The organism is Aquimarina sp., assembly GCF_977115655.1.
The window spans coordinates 44863-61540 of record NZ_CDSBKO010000026.1 but is presented as its reverse complement, the minus strand read 5'-3'; the positions used below and the strand labels follow the sequence as shown (position 1 = coordinate 61540).

Annotated in this window: 14 protein-coding genes and 1 tRNA gene; 3 read left to right on the top strand and 12 right to left on the bottom strand. The window is 32.8% G+C overall.

Annotation, left to right across the window (positions count from 1 at the left end; translation table 11 throughout):
* The first annotated feature begins 13 nt into the window (after positions 1–13).
* Both ACZIYX_RS12535 and ACZIYX_RS12530 read left to right on the top strand, forming a co-directional pair.
* Complete coding sequence (locus ACZIYX_RS12535) at positions 14–1267, top strand: hypothetical protein (RefSeq protein ID WP_462682588.1); 1254 nt, start codon at positions 14–16, stop codon at positions 1265–1267.
* Between the two features lie 25 nt (positions 1268–1292).
* Positions 1293–1937, top strand: coding sequence for a hypothetical protein (locus ACZIYX_RS12530; RefSeq protein WP_462682587.1), 645 nt, complete (start codon positions 1293–1295; stop codon positions 1935–1937).
* A gap of 231 nt (positions 1938–2168) precedes the next feature.
* Here ACZIYX_RS12530 and ACZIYX_RS12525 read toward each other — a convergent pair whose 3' ends face one another.
* From ACZIYX_RS12525 to ACZIYX_RS12485, 9 genes are all read right to left on the bottom strand, one after another.
* Positions 2169–2327, bottom strand: a complete 159-nt coding sequence (locus ACZIYX_RS12525; protein ID WP_462682586.1) for a hypothetical protein — start codon at positions 2325–2327, stop codon at positions 2169–2171.
* Positions 2328–2981: a DUF6577 family protein gene (locus tag ACZIYX_RS12520; RefSeq protein WP_462682594.1), complete on the bottom strand. Its 654-nt coding sequence runs from the start codon at positions 2979–2981 to the stop codon at positions 2328–2330. It abuts the gene before it with no gap.
* Positions 2982–3332: 351 nt separating this feature from the next.
* Positions 3333–3405 (bottom strand) — tRNA-Met (locus ACZIYX_RS12515).
* A gap of 186 nt (positions 3406–3591) precedes the next feature.
* The gene (locus ACZIYX_RS12510) at positions 3592–3774 is read right to left on the bottom strand and encodes a CPXCG motif-containing cysteine-rich protein (RefSeq protein WP_462682585.1); all 183 of its coding nucleotides are present in this window, start codon (positions 3772–3774) and stop codon (positions 3592–3594) included.
* 48 nt (positions 3775–3822) lie between these two features.
* Complete coding sequence (locus tag ACZIYX_RS12505; protein ID WP_462682584.1) at positions 3823–5193, bottom strand: TolC family protein; 1371 nt, start codon at positions 5191–5193, stop codon at positions 3823–3825.
* Positions 5180–8392, bottom strand: coding sequence for an efflux RND transporter permease subunit (locus ACZIYX_RS12500; protein WP_462682583.1), 3213 nt, complete (start codon positions 8390–8392; stop codon positions 5180–5182). The genes ACZIYX_RS12505 and ACZIYX_RS12500 overlap by 14 nt, the downstream gene beginning before the upstream one ends.
* Before the next feature lie 2 nt (positions 8393–8394).
* Complete coding sequence (locus tag ACZIYX_RS12495; RefSeq protein WP_462682582.1) at positions 8395–9567, bottom strand: efflux RND transporter periplasmic adaptor subunit; 1173 nt, start codon at positions 9565–9567, stop codon at positions 8395–8397.
* A gap of 134 nt (positions 9568–9701) precedes the next feature.
* Positions 9702–10160 carry a MarR family winged helix-turn-helix transcriptional regulator gene (locus tag ACZIYX_RS12490; RefSeq protein WP_462682581.1) on the bottom strand — a complete coding sequence of 153 codons (459 nt, stop codon included), beginning with the start codon at positions 10158–10160 and terminating at the stop codon, positions 9702–9704.
* A gap of 198 nt (positions 10161–10358) precedes the next feature.
* Positions 10359–12281: an ABC-F family ATP-binding cassette domain-containing protein gene (locus tag ACZIYX_RS12485; RefSeq protein WP_462682580.1), complete on the bottom strand. Its 1923-nt coding sequence runs from the start codon at positions 12279–12281 to the stop codon at positions 10359–10361.
* 57 nt (positions 12282–12338) lie between these two features.
* Here ACZIYX_RS12485 and ACZIYX_RS12480 point away from each other — a divergent pair, with 57 nt between their 5' ends.
* Positions 12339–12725, top strand: coding sequence for a DUF983 domain-containing protein (locus ACZIYX_RS12480; RefSeq protein ID WP_462682579.1), 387 nt, complete (start codon positions 12339–12341; stop codon positions 12723–12725).
* A gap of 76 nt (positions 12726–12801) precedes the next feature.
* On the opposite strand, the gene ACZIYX_RS12475 is transcribed toward ACZIYX_RS12480, so the two are convergent.
* The 3 genes from ACZIYX_RS12475 to porM form a co-directional block, all read right to left on the bottom strand.
* A complete protein-coding gene (locus ACZIYX_RS12475) occupies positions 12802–13857 on the bottom strand; it encodes an NAD(P)/FAD-dependent oxidoreductase (RefSeq protein WP_462682578.1) in 1056 nt (351 codons plus the stop codon).
* A 332-nt stretch (positions 13858–14189) separates the two neighbouring features.
* Positions 14190–15080, bottom strand: a complete 891-nt coding sequence (gene porN, locus ACZIYX_RS12470) for a type IX secretion system ring subunit PorN/GldN (RefSeq protein WP_462682577.1) — start codon at positions 15078–15080, stop codon at positions 14190–14192.
* Between the two features lie 19 nt (positions 15081–15099).
* Positions 15100–16647, bottom strand: a complete 1548-nt coding sequence (gene porM / locus ACZIYX_RS12465; protein WP_462682576.1) for a type IX secretion system motor protein PorM/GldM — start codon at positions 16645–16647, stop codon at positions 15100–15102.
* Between the last annotated feature and the right edge of the window lie 31 nt (positions 16648–16678).

The following is a 16678-nucleotide window of genomic DNA, read 5'->3' as shown; positions in this document are numbered from 1 at the left end:
AAAAAAATATAGTATGAAAAACCTTTTATATAATTTTCTGTTCATTAGTTTTGCTCTATTACTATTTTCCTGTTCTTCAGATGATAATAATGCGCAGACAGAGCCTCCCGAAATTTCTGAGCCTATAGAACCTATAGAGCCTACTGAACCTTTTGAACTAGTACTCCGGGAAAATGTGACAGATGATGAAGCCCTTTCCTTGATAACAGAAGGTATTAAAAATGGCATGAATTCATTAGTGGTTTCGAATACTACCAGTCTTACAACATTGAATCTATCTCAAATTCAGAAACTAGACTCGTTAAAAATCACCAATAATGAAAAATTAGAAAATGTTTCTTTTCCTAATTTGGAAAATGCAGTAAAAAGAATAGAAGTCATTAGTAATAATATATTGTCTTCTATTGATTTTCCTAAATTGGCAGGAGTTGACTATGCTAATATTTCTGGAAACGAAGTTTTGAAAAGTATCATTTTTCCTGCATTGACAGAGATAAATAATCAGATCTCTGTTTTTGGTAATACTAATTTAACTAACATTTCTTTTAACACATTAAGTATTACTAATGGTATGATTTCAATTGGTAATAATCTAAAAATTAGCTCGATATCCATGCCCAATCTAGTAGAAATAGGTGAGTTAAGAATTTTTGACACCGAGGCGATGCCCTCTTTTGAACTACCAAAGCTAGAGATTGTTAATAGAAAGCTTTCAATATATAAAAATACTAGTCTGGAAACCATTTCTTTACCTAATTTAAAAGAATGCAAGATAAATTTTGATATCGGTGCCAATCCAGTACTTAGAGCGTTATCATTACCATCCTTAACCTTAGTATCCACTACCCGGGTTACTCAAGGAGAAGATGATGGAGGACTATATATCAGTAATAATCAAATATTAGAAAGCATTGATGTGCCCAATCTGGAATTTTCCTGGATAGTTTCCATTACCCGTAATGCATCAGGTAGTATACAGCTTCCTAAATTAACTACCTCAAATTCTATAGAAATCAAATCAAATAGTGAGATCACATCTCTAAATCTATCTTCTGTACAAGACATTAATTTTATTCAAATGGAAGATATACCTATAGTAATTTTGGATGATCTGTTGAAAACACTAGTAAACATAACACCACCTATTACCGAAAAGTATATCAATATAACATATACGGGAACACCAAGTAACCAGGATGCAGAGAACAACGCACAGATTTTGATTGATAATGGTAATACGGTTATTATACCTAACCTGCTTTTTTAATACCTAACTTAAAAAGAAAAAAATCATGTGGATATCTGTTAGAGAAACTTTTATAGAAGAGAGAGAATTAACATTTCTTAATAATCAAAAATGTCCATCCGGTAAGGTATTATTGCGCCTTATACGACGTGATGTGCGAGCATCTTTCTTTCTTTTCCCTAAAAAAGTGATAGAAGTGGTTTGCCCGGACACCAACAAAAAAATTAAAAAATCACAGTGGAGCCCGGAGATCAAAAGCAAAGCAAAAGCTATGAAAGCCAATCTTACAGTACCCACTTGGGGGTACTGGAGTATAGGGCTTATAACTTTAGTTTTGCTATTGGTGATTCCTATTGGTTTTTTAATGGAAATAAAGGATGCCGAAAAGGCACAGGATTTATTTATATATCAAAATGCCCAAAAACAAAAAGAGATATTAAAGACATTGAGTACCGAGGACTTGATCGCTACCCAGAATGCTGTGTATAAAATATCTTCTGTAGACATCCAAAACGTGATACTGATAGAAAGTTCGATTCCCGGAAACCCTCAAAACTCTTTTAATGGATTATCAAATGAAGCATACCCCAATAGTAGTTTTAAAGGAAATCCTATTACTGTTACAAAATCCTTGTTCTTGAGCTCCAGAATATCTCCAAATGATATGATCGTAGCTGTTTTAGATAATTAAAACTACATTTATAAGAAAATTGTAACTCCACACAATGCCATTATGAGCGTAATACAAAAATCATAAAGAATATACGAACAAAATTATGATGCCTTTTTTATTATTTACTTTAATCAGTAATGTTATTTTTGAACAAATCGATTTGAATAAATTAGAAATAGACTTCAAATTAATTCTGAATTTTTGAAGAAAAAAGAGAGTTTCAAGTCTATTTGCCTCCAAATTAATATTTTAGTAATAAAAACAATTATTCTGTGATTTTTTTAACGATAACCAAATAAAAAATAAAGTTAATACTCGAATTACTTTTTCGACAATGATCGGGTCTCCTTTAAACTCTTCTATTTTTGAAGATACCCATTCTATGGATAAGCTATCTGCTGATATCATTTATATGATGTTTTTAATGAACTGCTCTACAAACTCTCTTTTTCTTCTTCTACTTGCATATCGCAAAAGCTTATTTTCTTGAATGGAGTGAAACTGATATGCGTTCTCAATAATGCTCTCCAAATCTCGACCTTGATATTCTGAAAGAATCTCAGTATCAATTATTAAATCCACAATTACTTTTTCCAGTGTTGGAATTCTTAAACTGTTTATTTTCTGAAGCGGTGCATCCGTAACCAAATTCTTTATAATAATTTGATTTTTATTTTCTTGTGCATACTTGTCTAATATGTCTATAGATGGGTTTAGAAATACATTTTTCCTAATAGCAGAAAGGAAATAGAATACACTGTCTTCTGTTCCTTTTTCTACTTCAATAATTGTTTTATTTGTTCCAGGAATATGGAGCATCCATTGCGATATCCATTCTGTTGTCCAAATAGCAATGTCTAAATATGGGTATTCATTCTTAAGAATAGTGTACAAAGATTTTATGGATTGATTAACCTTTGGATGAAACTCTTTTTGTTCTCCAAGTCTGTATTTCCCTCGACCAACTCTTTGTATGATTCCTTTTTCAACGAGTTTATGTATTCTCCAATTAACCGTACTTTTTGTTACAAGAGTATCTTTACTTTCGTAGAAATCAAATATATTCTTGACCGTTATCGTATCAATATTCTCAAACTGCTTTTTGAAGGGCTCTATGTGTAACTTTCTATCTGCGATTTTTTTTTTGATTTAAAGCAAAGATACAAAAACTATAATTCGTCAACAAATTAGATTTAGTGACGAATTATAGTATAAATAATTTGATGATTTTTTAGTTAACACAAAGACAACTAAAAAAAATTTGGACAAAATTAGCCGACTTATCGAAGGAATTGTCTTTATAAATTAATAATCTTGTTAGTTGAAATTTACAAGCTATTCTAAAGAGTTCATAAAACAATAAAAAAAAGCCAGACAAAATTGTCTGGCTTGAGGAAAAAAATGTCCTGAGAGTAGCGGGAACAGGACTCGAACCTGTGACCTTCGGGTTATGAGCCCGACGAGCTGCCTACTGCTCTATCCCGCGATGTATATTGTATAAATCAGTAAACTGATTTGTAAATTTTATTTTTATGAACTTCCGATTATATCTTTTTCATATCTCATTTCGATATCGGAGTGCAAATATACAATCCTTTTTAGTTTAAACAATGTTTTTTTTAATAAAAAATCAAAAAAAAATAATAACTAATTAATTAAAAGCTATTTACAGTTATTGTTCGATACTTACTGCTTCAAAAAATAACAGTTCTCGTTCTTCAAATCTGGGATGAAGCTCGATAGGATTGCAACAAACTTCACAATCCTCAACATATACCTGATATTTTATAGAGGGATCCAGCAACATGGATATCTCTTCCCAACAGTACGGGCATTGAAAATAGTGTTCGAACATAATTCTATTTTAATTAATGATAAAAATAATTTGATTCTCTCTGCAGAATTAAAACTCTACATTTAATAACTGCCCAGTGAGTTGTAAAAGCTGTAATTCTGCAATCTTGGCATCATATTTTGCAGAATTCTTATTTGTCTCTGCTAAAATTAAATTAATTTGTGCTTGCCTGAACTCTATAGATGTAATTTGACCAAGTTTAAAACGCTCTTGAGAGCGTTCAAAATTATTTTGACTGGTAATCACATTTTGCTGCTGAATTTTATAAATATTTAATCTATTTCTATAATTACCCAATGCATTGGCTATATCCCTTTCTATTTCTTTAGCAACTTGATTTTTCAGAATTTCCTGATTATCTAATGCTATTTTTGCATTTTTAACTCTGGTAATAGTAGTCCCTCCATCAAAAAGATTCCAAGTAAGGTTTATTCCTGCTGCCATAGTATATGTGTCAGAAACGTTGCCCGGAAAAAATGTAGAAGGTGGATTTCTATTTTCATTCCACCCATAAGATCCTGTTAAACCAACTGAAGGCAGATATCCTGATTTACTTACTTTAATATCGTAATCACTAATTCGCATAGTACTCTCGTTTTTCAAAAGTTTTACATTATTCTCGGTTGACTTTGCTACATACTCGTCTAACCGGATCTTCGGAATAAACTTAAGCATCGTATCTACTTCAAATTTTTTTTCTATATCCTCATTTAAAATCACATTCAAATCTCGTTTTGCATTCGCTAATTGTTGTCTGGTGTTCAATAAATTAATACTATCATTAGCTACATCAACCTGGGCATTTAATACATTTAGCTTTGTGTTTTGCCCATATTCAAACTGGAAATTGGATCTGGAAACCCGCTCTCTGGATATACGAAGGGTTTCTTTTAAAATTTCTAAATTTTCAGATAATTTGGCTACTTCATAATATACCGAAAATAATTGCAAAATTGTATTCTCTATAGTTTCTCTTGCTTGCAATTCAGTAAGATTATATTGCTCTTTGAGTCGTTTAAAATTATAAAAACGCCCTAATCCATCAAAAAGAGTGTAATTAAGATTTAACCCTGCATTAAAACGTTGTGTTTCTGCATCTTTGATCTCAATATCGTTTCGTGGTTGTCCTGTATTTGGGTCTATTGCTCCTTGAAATGAAGTATTGGTAGTGGCCGATTGGTAATTTGCGCCTGCATTGGCTGTTAAAGCAGGTAAATATCCCGAATTAAAAATTCCTTTATTATTTTTTGCAACTTCAATAGTGTTAGCGGCAATTAATATCCCGAAATTATTTTCTAGTGTAAGCCTTATTGCTTCTTGCTTTGTTAATTGTTGTGCAGATACAATAAACGAAATAAAAAACAATAAAAAACCTAATTTTAATGTAAAATTATACTTGTAAGTCTTAATGTTCTTCATCCTCTTCTTTTTGTTCTTTAATTGCACGTTCTACTTCTTCTTTTGTAATCTTATTTCCGGTAATTAGCCACTTAGCATGTACTTTTATAGTATTGCTAAACGACAAAAACAATGGTAACATTAATAATGTTAGTATTGTTGCAAAACCAATACCATAAGCAATCGAAATTGCCATAGGCTTTAAAAATTGTGCTTGCCTGCTTTTTTCTAACAACAAGGGTGCTAATCCAGCAATAGTGGTAAGTGAAGTAAGAAAAATAGCTCGGAAACGCGATCTTCCTGCCTCATAAATTGATTCATCAAAACTCAGCCCTTCTCTAAGATTACTGTTAAACTTTCCGATAAGCACCAACCCATCATTGACCATAATACCTATGAGAGCTATAATTCCCAACATAGATAATATATTGATCGGGAAATTATGCGCCCAATGCCCAAGAGCAACTGCCGGTATACTTAGTGGTATTAACAAAAGTAAAAGGAGTGGTTGACTATAACTTCTGAAAGTAAATGCAATTGTTATATATATTAATGCCAATACCGTAAGGCCTACAGGTCTCAGAGACCCCAAAAGTTTACCAGCTTCGCGATTTTGTCCTTCGTATGAAGGTGTTACTGTAGGGTATTTTGAAATAATCTCTGGCATAGTTACTATACGAATATTTTGTAATATATCTGTTGCACTGGTAGTTTCGGCATTTTTTAAATCTGCCGAAATCTGTATTTCACGGCGGCCATCTAAGTGATTAATTGCTACATCGCCACGCTCTATAGTGTAATTTGCTATTTCATTAAGTGGTATGCGTTGTCCTGCACTTGTGGTTATGCGCATATCGTCTAAATTAGAGATAGAAGAACGATTGTCTCTGTTATAGCGCACCCAAACTCTAATTTCGTCTTGTCCTCGTTGAAATCGTTGTGCCTGTACTCCAAAAAAACCTGCTCTTACCTGTGACATTATATCCCGTAAGTTTAACCCGAGTAAGTATGCATTTTCTTTTAATTCAATTCTGATTTCTTTAATTCCGGCTGGATCATTATCGGTTACATCTTTTAATAGTGCATTGTTAATCAAAGATTCTTTCAATTCGGCTTTTGCAGCCTTAAGTTCTTCAATATTATTTCCTAACAAAGAAACAGAAACTGGTCTTCCTCCAAAGTTCCCTCCACTACCATAAACCAAACTTTCCACTCCCGTAACTTTTCCCATTTTGTCACTAATAAGGTCTGTTACCAAAGAGGACGAGATTTCATCGGGACGTTCTTCTCCCGGCAACAAATTAATGATTACAGAAGCCGAGGCTGATCCTGGTCCTAAATTGGTAATTACATTTTCAAATAGCTTTTTACCTTTGTACAATGGGTCTTGTAAATATTGTTCTGTTAATTCATTATTTACCAGCCAGGCTTTTTCTTCTATTAAAGAAATAATACTATCTGTTACTTTTTCATTGGTTCCATTGGGCATGGAAAGCTCTATTGCTATTCTATCACTTGCTATTTGAGGAAAAAAAGAAGTTCGAACTATACCTCCCCCAATACTACCAATGGTTAAAATAAGGAATACTGCAAAAATTGAAAATGTAAACAACTTATTATGTAAAGCAAAGTGCAATGCAGGACTATACACTTTATCGCGCAACCAACTCATTATACCGTCTCCAAAAGTATTAATGTAGCGTAATTTTGCAAAAACCTTTCCTATACCGGTTTTTTGCTTATTTTCTTGCGGACGAAGGGCTTTGGAATGCGCCAAATGTGCCGGCAAAATAATCAGTGCTTCTACCAAAGAAACCGTTAAGGTAAGAATTACAATTACAGAAACTTCCCCAAAAAATTCTCCTATACGACCATCTAAAAATAAAAAGATTCCAAAAGCTAGTATTGTGGTAATGATAGCCGAAATAATAGGTGGGATCACTTCCATAGTCCCGTCTATTGCTGCCTGGACAGGAGATTTTCCTCGTTCTGAATGCTGATAGATATTTTCGGCAATTACTATACCATCATCTACCAAAATACCAATTACTATAATCATCCCAAAAAGAGAAAGAACATTAATTGTTACTCCAAAAGATCCTGCAAAAATAAACATTCCTAAAAATGCTACGGGTAGCCCAAATGCTACCCAAAATGCTAATCTGGTATTCAAAAATAAGGATAAAAAAACCAGAACCAACAACATCCCTATTATAGCATTTTCGGTAAGCAGCTCGGTACGCTGTACCAGTGTTATGGATCGGTCGCTAATAACATTTAACTGTACATTATTGTGTTTTTGGTTAAAATCCTTTATATACGTTTTTGTTTTTTCTGCAGAAGATATAAGGTCTTCTGTATTGGTGCTGGTTATTTCTATAGTAACTGCTAAGTCCCCATTAAAATAAGTTGCATTGGGTGTTTCAGAAAAACGATCCCGTATTGCTGCAATATCTTTTAAACGTATAATACGCCCTGTAGCATCTGCGCGCACAATAAGATTAGAGAGCTCTGTACCATAATAAGAACGATTATTGGCACGTATAAGATACTCTTCGGTATTGGTTTTAATAGTACCTCCTGTAGTTAAGATATTAGCGCGGCTTACTGCTTGTGCAACTTCATTAAAACTAAGGTCAAATGCCAGTAAACTATTTTCGTCTACTGCTATTTCTATTTCTTCAGCAGGAAAACCACTTATCGTTATTTGAGAAATCCCATCTATACCCCGCAGGTCATTTTCTACCTGTCTGGCTATTTGTTTGAGTGTTGCAAGTGGTATATCATTTCCACTTATTGCAAAATTGATAGTGGGTCTGATTGCCTCTTGCTTTGCTACTATTAAAGGCTCCATTCCTGTAGGAAAAGATGGTACCCGATCTACTGCATTTTTTATCTCGAGCAACATAAAATCGATGTTTTTCCCTTTTTCGATTTCTACATTTATAACACCACTATTTTCTCTTGAAGTAGAAGTAACACGATCTACCCCATCCAACCCTTTTAAGTTGTCTTCTATTTTAAGTACAATTCCTTCTTCTATCTCTTGTGGGGATGCCCCCGGATATGTTATATTTATATTGATGTTTTTAGAATCAATTAATGGAAAAAAAGAAGATTTCAAAGAAAAAACCCCTACTACACCAAATACAAGAACAGCTATTAATATCACATTTACAGCAACATGATATTTTATGAAAAAAGCAATAATTTTACGCATGACTATCGTTTTTTAGTCGCACTAGCAGATGATTCACCAGGAACATTATTATTACTATCTCTATTTTTTTCCTGAAATACCTTAATTAGCATCCCGGCGTATGCTCCGGGAACACTTTTGGATAAAACAATGGTTTTATCAGGGATTCCTTTTAACACGACCTTTTTATCTGAAAAATAAACAGGGGTTACATTTATCATATCTAAAATACTATCCCTCACGATAAATATTTTATCTCCTTCCTGAAGAAGCCCCCTGTCGATTTCTATTGCATTTTCTTCTTTCTTAGCATCCAGATTTGCTTCCAGATACATCCCTTCTTTTAAAGAGGCTTCTTTTACCTCTATAAACGCGGTTATGGTTTGTGTAGCCAAGTCTATACTACTGTTAATTCTGGCTACTGTACCTTTGTATGTTTTTACTTTATTAAGATCAGAAAGTTCAACAGATTCTCCCACCCGAAGTAAATCTCCGTATTCTTTACCAATCGAAACTTGCATTTCGTAAATATCTGTATCAATATATTCTCCCAGTTTTTGTCCTTGCCGTATTAGAGTTCCTTCTGTTACCAAGGCTTCTGTTAACACCCCTCTAAAAGGAGCAGAAATAGTATATTTTGCTAAACGCTGTTCCAGATTTTTTACATTATAATAGGTAGTGTATATATTTCTTCCGGCTATAAAATATTTTTCTTTTTCTGAAGTGGTTTCTGGTAGCTTTGGTGTTGTTTTATTTATATCAAAAGAATTAAGATATGCTTGCCATTTATCAAAAATATCCGGGTAATCCAGTCTTAAATCCGGCATTATAGATGTTACCAAATTATACAAGTTACTTTTTGCAGATTGCACACTTGCATAATACTCTGACGCATCGATTCGGATTAAAGTTTGTCCTTTTTGATATTTTTCTCCTGTTTTAAATAATTTGGATCCTTCTCTAAAAACGCCTTGAACTTCTGCATATAACTCTAGTCTTCTTTTTGCTTTTAGGTTACCATTGGCGGCAATTTGAATAGAAATTGTTTTGTTTTGTACTGTATCTACAAAAACCGTTTTTATTATTTTTTCAGGTTTTGGTCCGGATTTTTTTTTATTATCTATTATTTTTCTAGCTACAAATATGGATGCCAGAATTAAAAGTATTCCAAGAATTAATAGTACAGTTTTTCTCATAGTATGTTTTACTAACCATACTTAATGTAGGAAAGCTTACAAAACTATTAACCACATCTATGCGACACAGTTAAAAAACTCATAAAAAATACATAATGCAGATACCTATAAAATTTAAAATATAAATCCGAATGTTATTCTTTGGTTATTTCTTCCATTTTAAGTTTTATCTTTTTTAGTGTCATAATCAAAGTTTCAATTTCTTTTTCACTTAGATTTTCTTGCACTTTGGGGATGAGATCAAACATAATAGGTTCTACTTTTTCAATCACTTTTTTGCCGTGATCTGTAAGAAAAATACGATTTACTCTTTTGTCATTTTCATCTGTTTTGCGAACTACCAAATCTTTATTCTCCATTGTATTTACCAATCGGGTCATTGATGTTTTATCTCTGTGGGTAATAAATGCCAGATCATTTTGAGGTTGTCCATCATTTACTTTTAATCGTTTTAAAACGCTCCATTGTTCCTTGGATAAATCTAATCTATTTTCTCTAAATGCTTTTTGAACCAGAAATCCAAAGTCATAATGAATTTTACCTACCCATGATAGCACATGGGCGTTTAAATCTATAGTTTTTGTATCCTCCATAACTTTTACTTTTAATTTATCAGGGCAAAAATATTCATAAAAATCTAGTTGTATGTACAACTAATTACAAAAATACCACAAAAATAACATATAGTATTCTGGATAATATTAAACTAACAAAAGTTGTATGTGATATACTGAAAAAGACAATATTTCTTTTTCAAAAGATACAATCAACCTTGTTTTATAAAACCTTAATTATTTATCTATTGCATCCATTTCTTCCTGCAAAACCTCCCAATCTTTCATTAAAGATGCCAAAAGCTTCTTTTTTGCCTGATATTTATCAAAAAAATCGGGTTGTGTAATAGTTTGATCATAATTAATTGCTAATTCCACATCGATTTGTTTAATTTCTCTTTCGAGTTTATTGATTTGGGATTCTATATTACTTAATTTATTGTTAAGTGATTTCAGTTTTTTTTGATCCTGATAGGATTGTTTGGCTATTTCTTTTTTGGATACAGAAACAGATGCTGTTTGCTTATCTTTCTTTTCGATCTCTCTAAGGTCATTTACCCTTCTCTCTTCCAAATAGAAATTGATGTCTCCTAGGTATTCTTTGATTTTTTTATTCTTAAATTCATATACAGTATTGGTCAACCCTTGTAAGAAGTCCCTGTCGTGGGATACCAGGATCAGGGTACCTTCAAATTTTTGCAATGCTTCTTTTAGAACATTTTTTGATTTTATATCCAAATGGTTTGTTGGCTCATCCATCACTAAAACGTTAAATGGTTCTAAGAGCAGTTTGCACAATGCTAAACGGTTGCGTTCACCTCCGGACAACACTTTTACTTTTTTATCCACCTCGTCTCCTCTAAACAAAAAAGCACCTAGCATATCTCTAACTTTGCTTCGGTTTTTTTCGTTAGCTGCATTGACCATTGTTTCGTGAACGGTTATTTCACCATCTAAATATTCGGATTGATTTTGAGCAAAATATCCTATTTCTACATTATGTCCTAATTTTAGTTCTCCATCATACGATATTTCATCAACAATAATTTTTGCAAATGTTGTTTTCCCTTGTCCGTTTTGTCCAACAAAAGCTATTTTAGCTCCTCTTTCTACCAGCAATTCAATATCACTTAGTATCTGCTTTTCTCCATACGATTTTCCTATTCCATCTGCTTCGATAACTACCTTACCAGGTTGTTTACTAATAGGAAAACTTACATTCATTACCGCATTATCATCTTCATCTACTTCAATACGCTCTATCTTATCTAATTTTTTGATTAAAGATTGTGCCATAGAAGCCTTAGAGGCTTTTGCTCTAAATTTTTCTATTAACTTTTCAGTTTGTTCTATCTGTTTTGATTGATTTTTTTGTGTAGCTAGTTGTTGTTCTCGTATTTCTTCTCTAAGCACTAAATATTTAGAATAAGGCTTATTATAATCATAAATACGCCCTAAAGAAATCTCTATAGTTCTGTTCGTTACATTATCCAAAAACATTTTATCATGAGATACAATAACGACAACTCCTATATAGCTTTTTAAGAAATTTTCTAACCATATAATAGATTCGATATCCAGATGGTTTGTGGGTTCATCCAGAAGCAAAATATCATTGTTTTGCAACAAGAGCTTAGCTAATTCAATTCTCATTCGCCATCCTCCAGAAAAAGTATCTGTTAATTTTTCAAAGTCTTCCCGCATAAAACCGAGTCCTTGCAACACTCTTTCTGTCTCTCCCTGATAATTATATCCTCCCAATATTTCATAGTGGTGTGTAAGATCACTCAGGTCTGTAATAAGTTGATTATAATTTTCACTTTCGTAATCTGTACGTTCTGCTAGCAGGATATTAATTTTATCTATATCGCGTTCTGTTTTTTTAATTTCTATAAAAGCTTCGTACGCTTCTTCTAATACTGTACGTCCAAAAACAAAGTCGATATCTTGTTTTAGAAAACCAATCCTGACCTCTTTATCCATCGCTATTTGACCAGAGTCAGGTTCTTGTTCTTTAGATAAAATTTTAAGCATGGTAGATTTTCCTGCACCATTCTTACCAATCAATCCTACCCGATCTCCTGCACTTAATCTGAAACTTATTTCTTCAAAAAGGTACTCTCCTCCAAACGAAATTGATAAATTATGTATGTTTAACATCAGCTTTTGAATATTTTGTGCAAAGATGACTAATTTTGCGTTAGAATAAAAACACTTATGAATTTCTTAAAAGGAACTAAAATTTATAGTATGCTGACCGGGTGTTGCCCTGTTTGTCATGAAGAGAGTATGTATAAAGAATCTAACCCGTATAAATTAAGTAATACGTTAGAAATGCATGAACGTTGCAGCCATTGTGACACTAAATATAAAATAGAGCCGTCTTTTTTTTATGGTGCTATGTATGTTAGTTATCCTGTAGGAATTGCTTTTGCTGTAGCTGCTTTTGTGATTAGCCATTGGGGATTAAAATTAAATTTAGTTATTTCTTTTTTTGCAATAGCAGGAACACTAATCGTTTTTTTACCAGTAATTTTAAGGTTGTCCAGAAATATATGGATCAACTTTTTTATGCACTACAAAAAAAAAGAGCGTTTATCTTAAATCAATAATCTAAGAGTAAACATAACAAGATATGCTTCCTGAAAATATATTTTATTTTTGAGGCACTATCAGGTAATTAGCTTGTTAATAAAGGATTAAACCTTTTAATATCAATATCTTTATCCAATAAGATTCCATTTTCTATATGGTCATATAATTTTTTTGCAGCTGTAGGTCCTATTAATATCCCCCTGCTTCCTAAACCATTTAAGATATGAATGTTTTGATAATTGGCGTGGGTTCCTACCAATGGCTTACGGTCTCTAACAGTAGGTCTTATCCCTGCAACCTGATCTATAATGCTGTAAGGTACTGTTAAAAATCGATCTATTTTTTTTTGTAATTCTTGTTTGGCTTGTATAGTCGTTTCGGCAGTTTTATCTTCATTATTATAAGTTGCCCCTACCTTATAGGTGTCTTTTCCTAACGGAATAATAAAAACGGAACTTTTTACAGCTTCTTTTAATTGCAACGCTTCGGATTTAATAATAATATACTCCCCTTTATTACCATGCAACGGAAGGTTATTAAAAAATGGGTTTTTTTTCATTCCAAATCCCTCGGCAAATACAATATGTTTACAAATAATATCTTTATAATAAATTAACCCTTCTTTTACTTCTACTTTATCATACTCAAAAGACTCTTTTATAGCATTATTATTTTTATGAAGATATTCTAAATAAGAAAACAACATATTGCCTATATCAATTTTTCCGGTATTCTTTACCTTTCCATAATGGAACGGGGCATCTATAGCCGGATTATTACTTCGAACCAACTCTGATGATAAAAAATCTCTTAATCCGGGTTTATCACAGCTTTCAAACCAATTATTTTGTTCTTCTACACTGTTAAATCTGCGCAATACAGGAAGATCCTTTATCCATGTTTTATGAAGTTTTGTTTCTACATTTTTATAGAACAACAGAGCATTTTTAAGTTGTTCGGATGCTTCCCAGGCCAGAGTAAAACGTTTTAAAATTACCGGATTATAAATCCCCCCAGCTACACGTGATGATGTTTGAGAAGAGTCTTCATACACCATGAAAGACTTATTATTTTTTTCTAATTGTTCTACAAAAGACAATCCCGACAAACCAAATCCAACAACAATATAATCTACAATCATTTATTTTTTGAGTTTAATACTATTTTAACTTTGAAATAGCACTAATAAATTATTTTTTTTTATCTATTCTTCGTTAAAAAATATAACCGTAACTACAGCTATGCTTGATACCAGATCAAGTCTGGCACAAGCTTTTTGCCTTGAATACTTAAAAAATAAATTCAATTTCTATACGCACTATTTCAAAGTTAAAATGGTATAATTCCCTCATTGAGGACCTAATTCCCCGAGGGTATACCTCGTGAACTTGCGAGGTTATTGATTCAAAAACAATAAAACGCCTAACTATAGTTAGGCGTTTTACATAGTATTATTAAATGAACACAGAACTTTTAATAGCTCCACATATCCATTTCAAAGTTTCTAATACTTTCTTTAATTCTTTCGCTTTCCAGAAGTTGCATCAAGGCATTATCTATCACATAATCCTTAATCTCTCTATCTCCTTGGATGTTATCTTCTTTATAGATTACAGAATTAAATCTTCTTGCATTAAGAATGTGATCATAAGTAAAAGGCATAGAAGTATTTTTTCTATTAAATGCCATAGCGTTATGAAATACTTCTCTTGCATCAGGGTACCATATCCAAAATAAAGCAACCATATCTGGTTCATCATCATTGATAAAGTTAACATCGGGAGCAACAGGAGCCAATCCCAGTAATCTATATCTTAACTCTCCCTGGCGTTTATCAAAATACCAGTACCCTCTTATTTTGTACTCTGCAATATCTGCTGATGTAATATCCCTTCTATTAATGTATTGTGGATCTACTTGTTCACCTGCATTATACTGCTCGTATCCTAAATCTGTAGTGTCTATTTTGGACATTGTTGATTTAAGATCTTCAAAAGTACGGGTTTCGGTAAAGTATGAATCTGAATATATGTTTTTTATTTTACCATTTTTGATACTGGTAATTAACACATCATAAAGAGAACGACGGTTAGCCCCAATATTAAAAGTATCTATAGGATAGTACAAGGGAAAATTTATTCTCTCGTCCAGATCAATAGTTTCCCATGTGGACTTTGCCCACAATACATCACGTTTATCTACATAACCATACTCTAACGGGCGGTCATTATCATATAAGATCTGCTCTTGTGTTTTCTTACCAATCTCGCTAGGGCTACTAGCGTTCAAAACGTTAGCCTGCCCAAAAGAAATAGAAGAAACTAATACTCCAAAAACGGTTAATACAAAATTTCTCAAATTCATAACTCGTAAGTTTATTTTTTTAATTGGTTAACTCTACAATAACCGGAGATATTTTTTTCAATTTATATCCGGCATTGGTAGTTAACTGTGCTTTTATGTCAATAATTTGAATAGAAGAACCTCTTTTAGCTTTCTGCAATGCAGATTTGGCTTTAGAATCCAATCTACCTCCATTAACACTAACAGTTGGTTGCCCTTCTACTTTAAATTTGAATCCAGTTACTGTTAACTTGATATCAAAATCAAAATCGGGTAAGATAGCCCCTATAGAAGAAATTTCAACTGCATTTCTAGCCATTTTAATAGATCCATCTTCACCACGTATGGTTCCTACTGGTCTTGGGATATCTTTAATTCTAAATTTCTTGCTATCGCTTACTGAAGCTCCGTTTGGCAACTTACCACTAACCTGAATATTTACTTCTCTTGCTTGTACAGTAGTTACATCCATCACATATTTACCTGCACCGCCAAGTTTTTTTAATCCAGGAGCAGATGCATTAACTGTTGGTACACCAGGAATAGAGATTGTCATTGGGTTACTTACCCCACGATATACCACATTCATTTTATCTGCTGAGATAACTGCTGAATTTGGTTTAGGAATAACTGCATACGAACTTTTGATAGGAATAGTTACTATAGAGTCTCCTTCCTTAAATTGAAGCTCACCATCTATTTCTCTTTCTCCAACATTACCTGCTGGAAAATCCAACATAATCTGTCCATTATTAACTTCCGTTTGCTCTTTGCCGTTAACCATTACTTTGGTTGGCTTAAGAGTAGCATCAAAACGTCCAAGAACGATTCTTCCTTTAAAACTCTCTCCGCTAAAAAAAGCTGTTTTATCCGGAACTACTATCGCTTCATAGTTACTAAATGAAAGTTCAGAAGCTTGTTGACCTGCTAATAAGGCAGAAAGCACTTTGCTTTCGGTTGTCTTAACATCTGCTTGCATCTGTGTTAGTTTGGTTAATGAAGCAACTAATGGGAAACCTTCAAAATTATATTTTAGCCAGTTTTTAGTAACTCCATCACCATCTTTAACATCGTCAGTTTTAAAAGTTTTTTCTACATCGTCAGCTACTGCTGGCTCTACTTCTTTAACAGATCGTATTGCTGAAGAAACACCATCTCTATATTTGGATACATTATCCAAAAACTCTTGTGCGGATGCAGTAATAACTCCACCTTCAAAAAATTTGGTATCTAGCTCATCTCCTTTATCCATCGCTTCATAATCAGTTGGGTTGTCTCTTCCTTCTAATAATTCGGCTTTAATTTTATCCAAATAAGTGTTAAATTCATTTGATAAAGCACTAATTTGATCTGCTTTCTCTTTTAACGGAGCGTATTTTTCTGGTTGTTCTGAAACTTTTTCAGCTAATCCTGCCATAAATGCACTATTACGTTGCGTAGACAGTGTATTTGATTCGGTTAGTTTTTCATTCATCAAACCGAAAGCTGATAATACTTCTTTTGACATGTTTAGTGCCATCATTGCAATGAAAACCAGATACATTAGGTTAATCATCTTCTGCCTTGGGGATAGTTTTCCTCCTGCCATTCTTTTTAGATTTTTGGTAGTTATTTTAAAA

Excerpts from the sequence above, each read along its gene's own strand:
- ACZIYX_RS12535 (WP_462682588.1), top strand. The coding sequence starts at position 14 with ATGAAAAACCTTTTATATAATTTTCTGTTCATTAGTTTTGCTCTATTA.
- ACZIYX_RS12530 (WP_462682587.1), top strand. The coding sequence starts at position 1,293 with ATGTGGATATCTGTTAGAGAAACTTTTATAGAAGAGAGAGAATTAACA.
- ACZIYX_RS12525 (WP_462682586.1), bottom strand. The coding sequence starts at position 2,327 with ATGATATCAGCAGATAGCTTATCCATAGAATGGGTATCTTCAAAAATA.
- ACZIYX_RS12510 (WP_462682585.1), bottom strand. The coding sequence starts at position 3,774 with ATGTTCGAACACTATTTTCAATGCCCGTACTGTTGGGAAGAGATATCC.
- ACZIYX_RS12505 (WP_462682584.1), bottom strand. The coding sequence starts at position 5,193 with ATGAAGAACATTAAGACTTACAAGTATAATTTTACATTAAAATTAGGT.
- ACZIYX_RS12500 (WP_462682583.1), bottom strand. The coding sequence starts at position 8,392 with ATGCGTAAAATTATTGCTTTTTTCATAAAATATCATGTTGCTGTAAAT.
- ACZIYX_RS12495 (WP_462682582.1), bottom strand. The coding sequence starts at position 9,567 with ATGAGAAAAACTGTACTATTAATTCTTGGAATACTTTTAATTCTGGCA.
- ACZIYX_RS12490 (WP_462682581.1), bottom strand. The coding sequence starts at position 10,160 with ATGGAGGATACAAAAACTATAGATTTAAACGCCCATGTGCTATCATGG.
- ACZIYX_RS12485 (WP_462682580.1), bottom strand. The coding sequence starts at position 12,281 with ATGTTAAACATACATAATTTATCAATTTCGTTTGGAGGAGAGTACCTT.
- ACZIYX_RS12480 (WP_462682579.1), top strand. The coding sequence starts at position 12,339 with ATGAATTTCTTAAAAGGAACTAAAATTTATAGTATGCTGACCGGGTGT.
- ACZIYX_RS12475 (WP_462682578.1), bottom strand. The coding sequence starts at position 13,857 with ATGATTGTAGATTATATTGTTGTTGGATTTGGTTTGTCGGGATTGTCT.
- porN (WP_462682577.1), bottom strand. The coding sequence starts at position 15,080 with ATGAATTTGAGAAATTTTGTATTAACCGTTTTTGGAGTATTAGTTTCT.
- porM (WP_462682576.1), bottom strand. The coding sequence starts at position 16,647 with ATGGCAGGAGGAAAACTATCCCCAAGGCAGAAGATGATTAACCTAATG.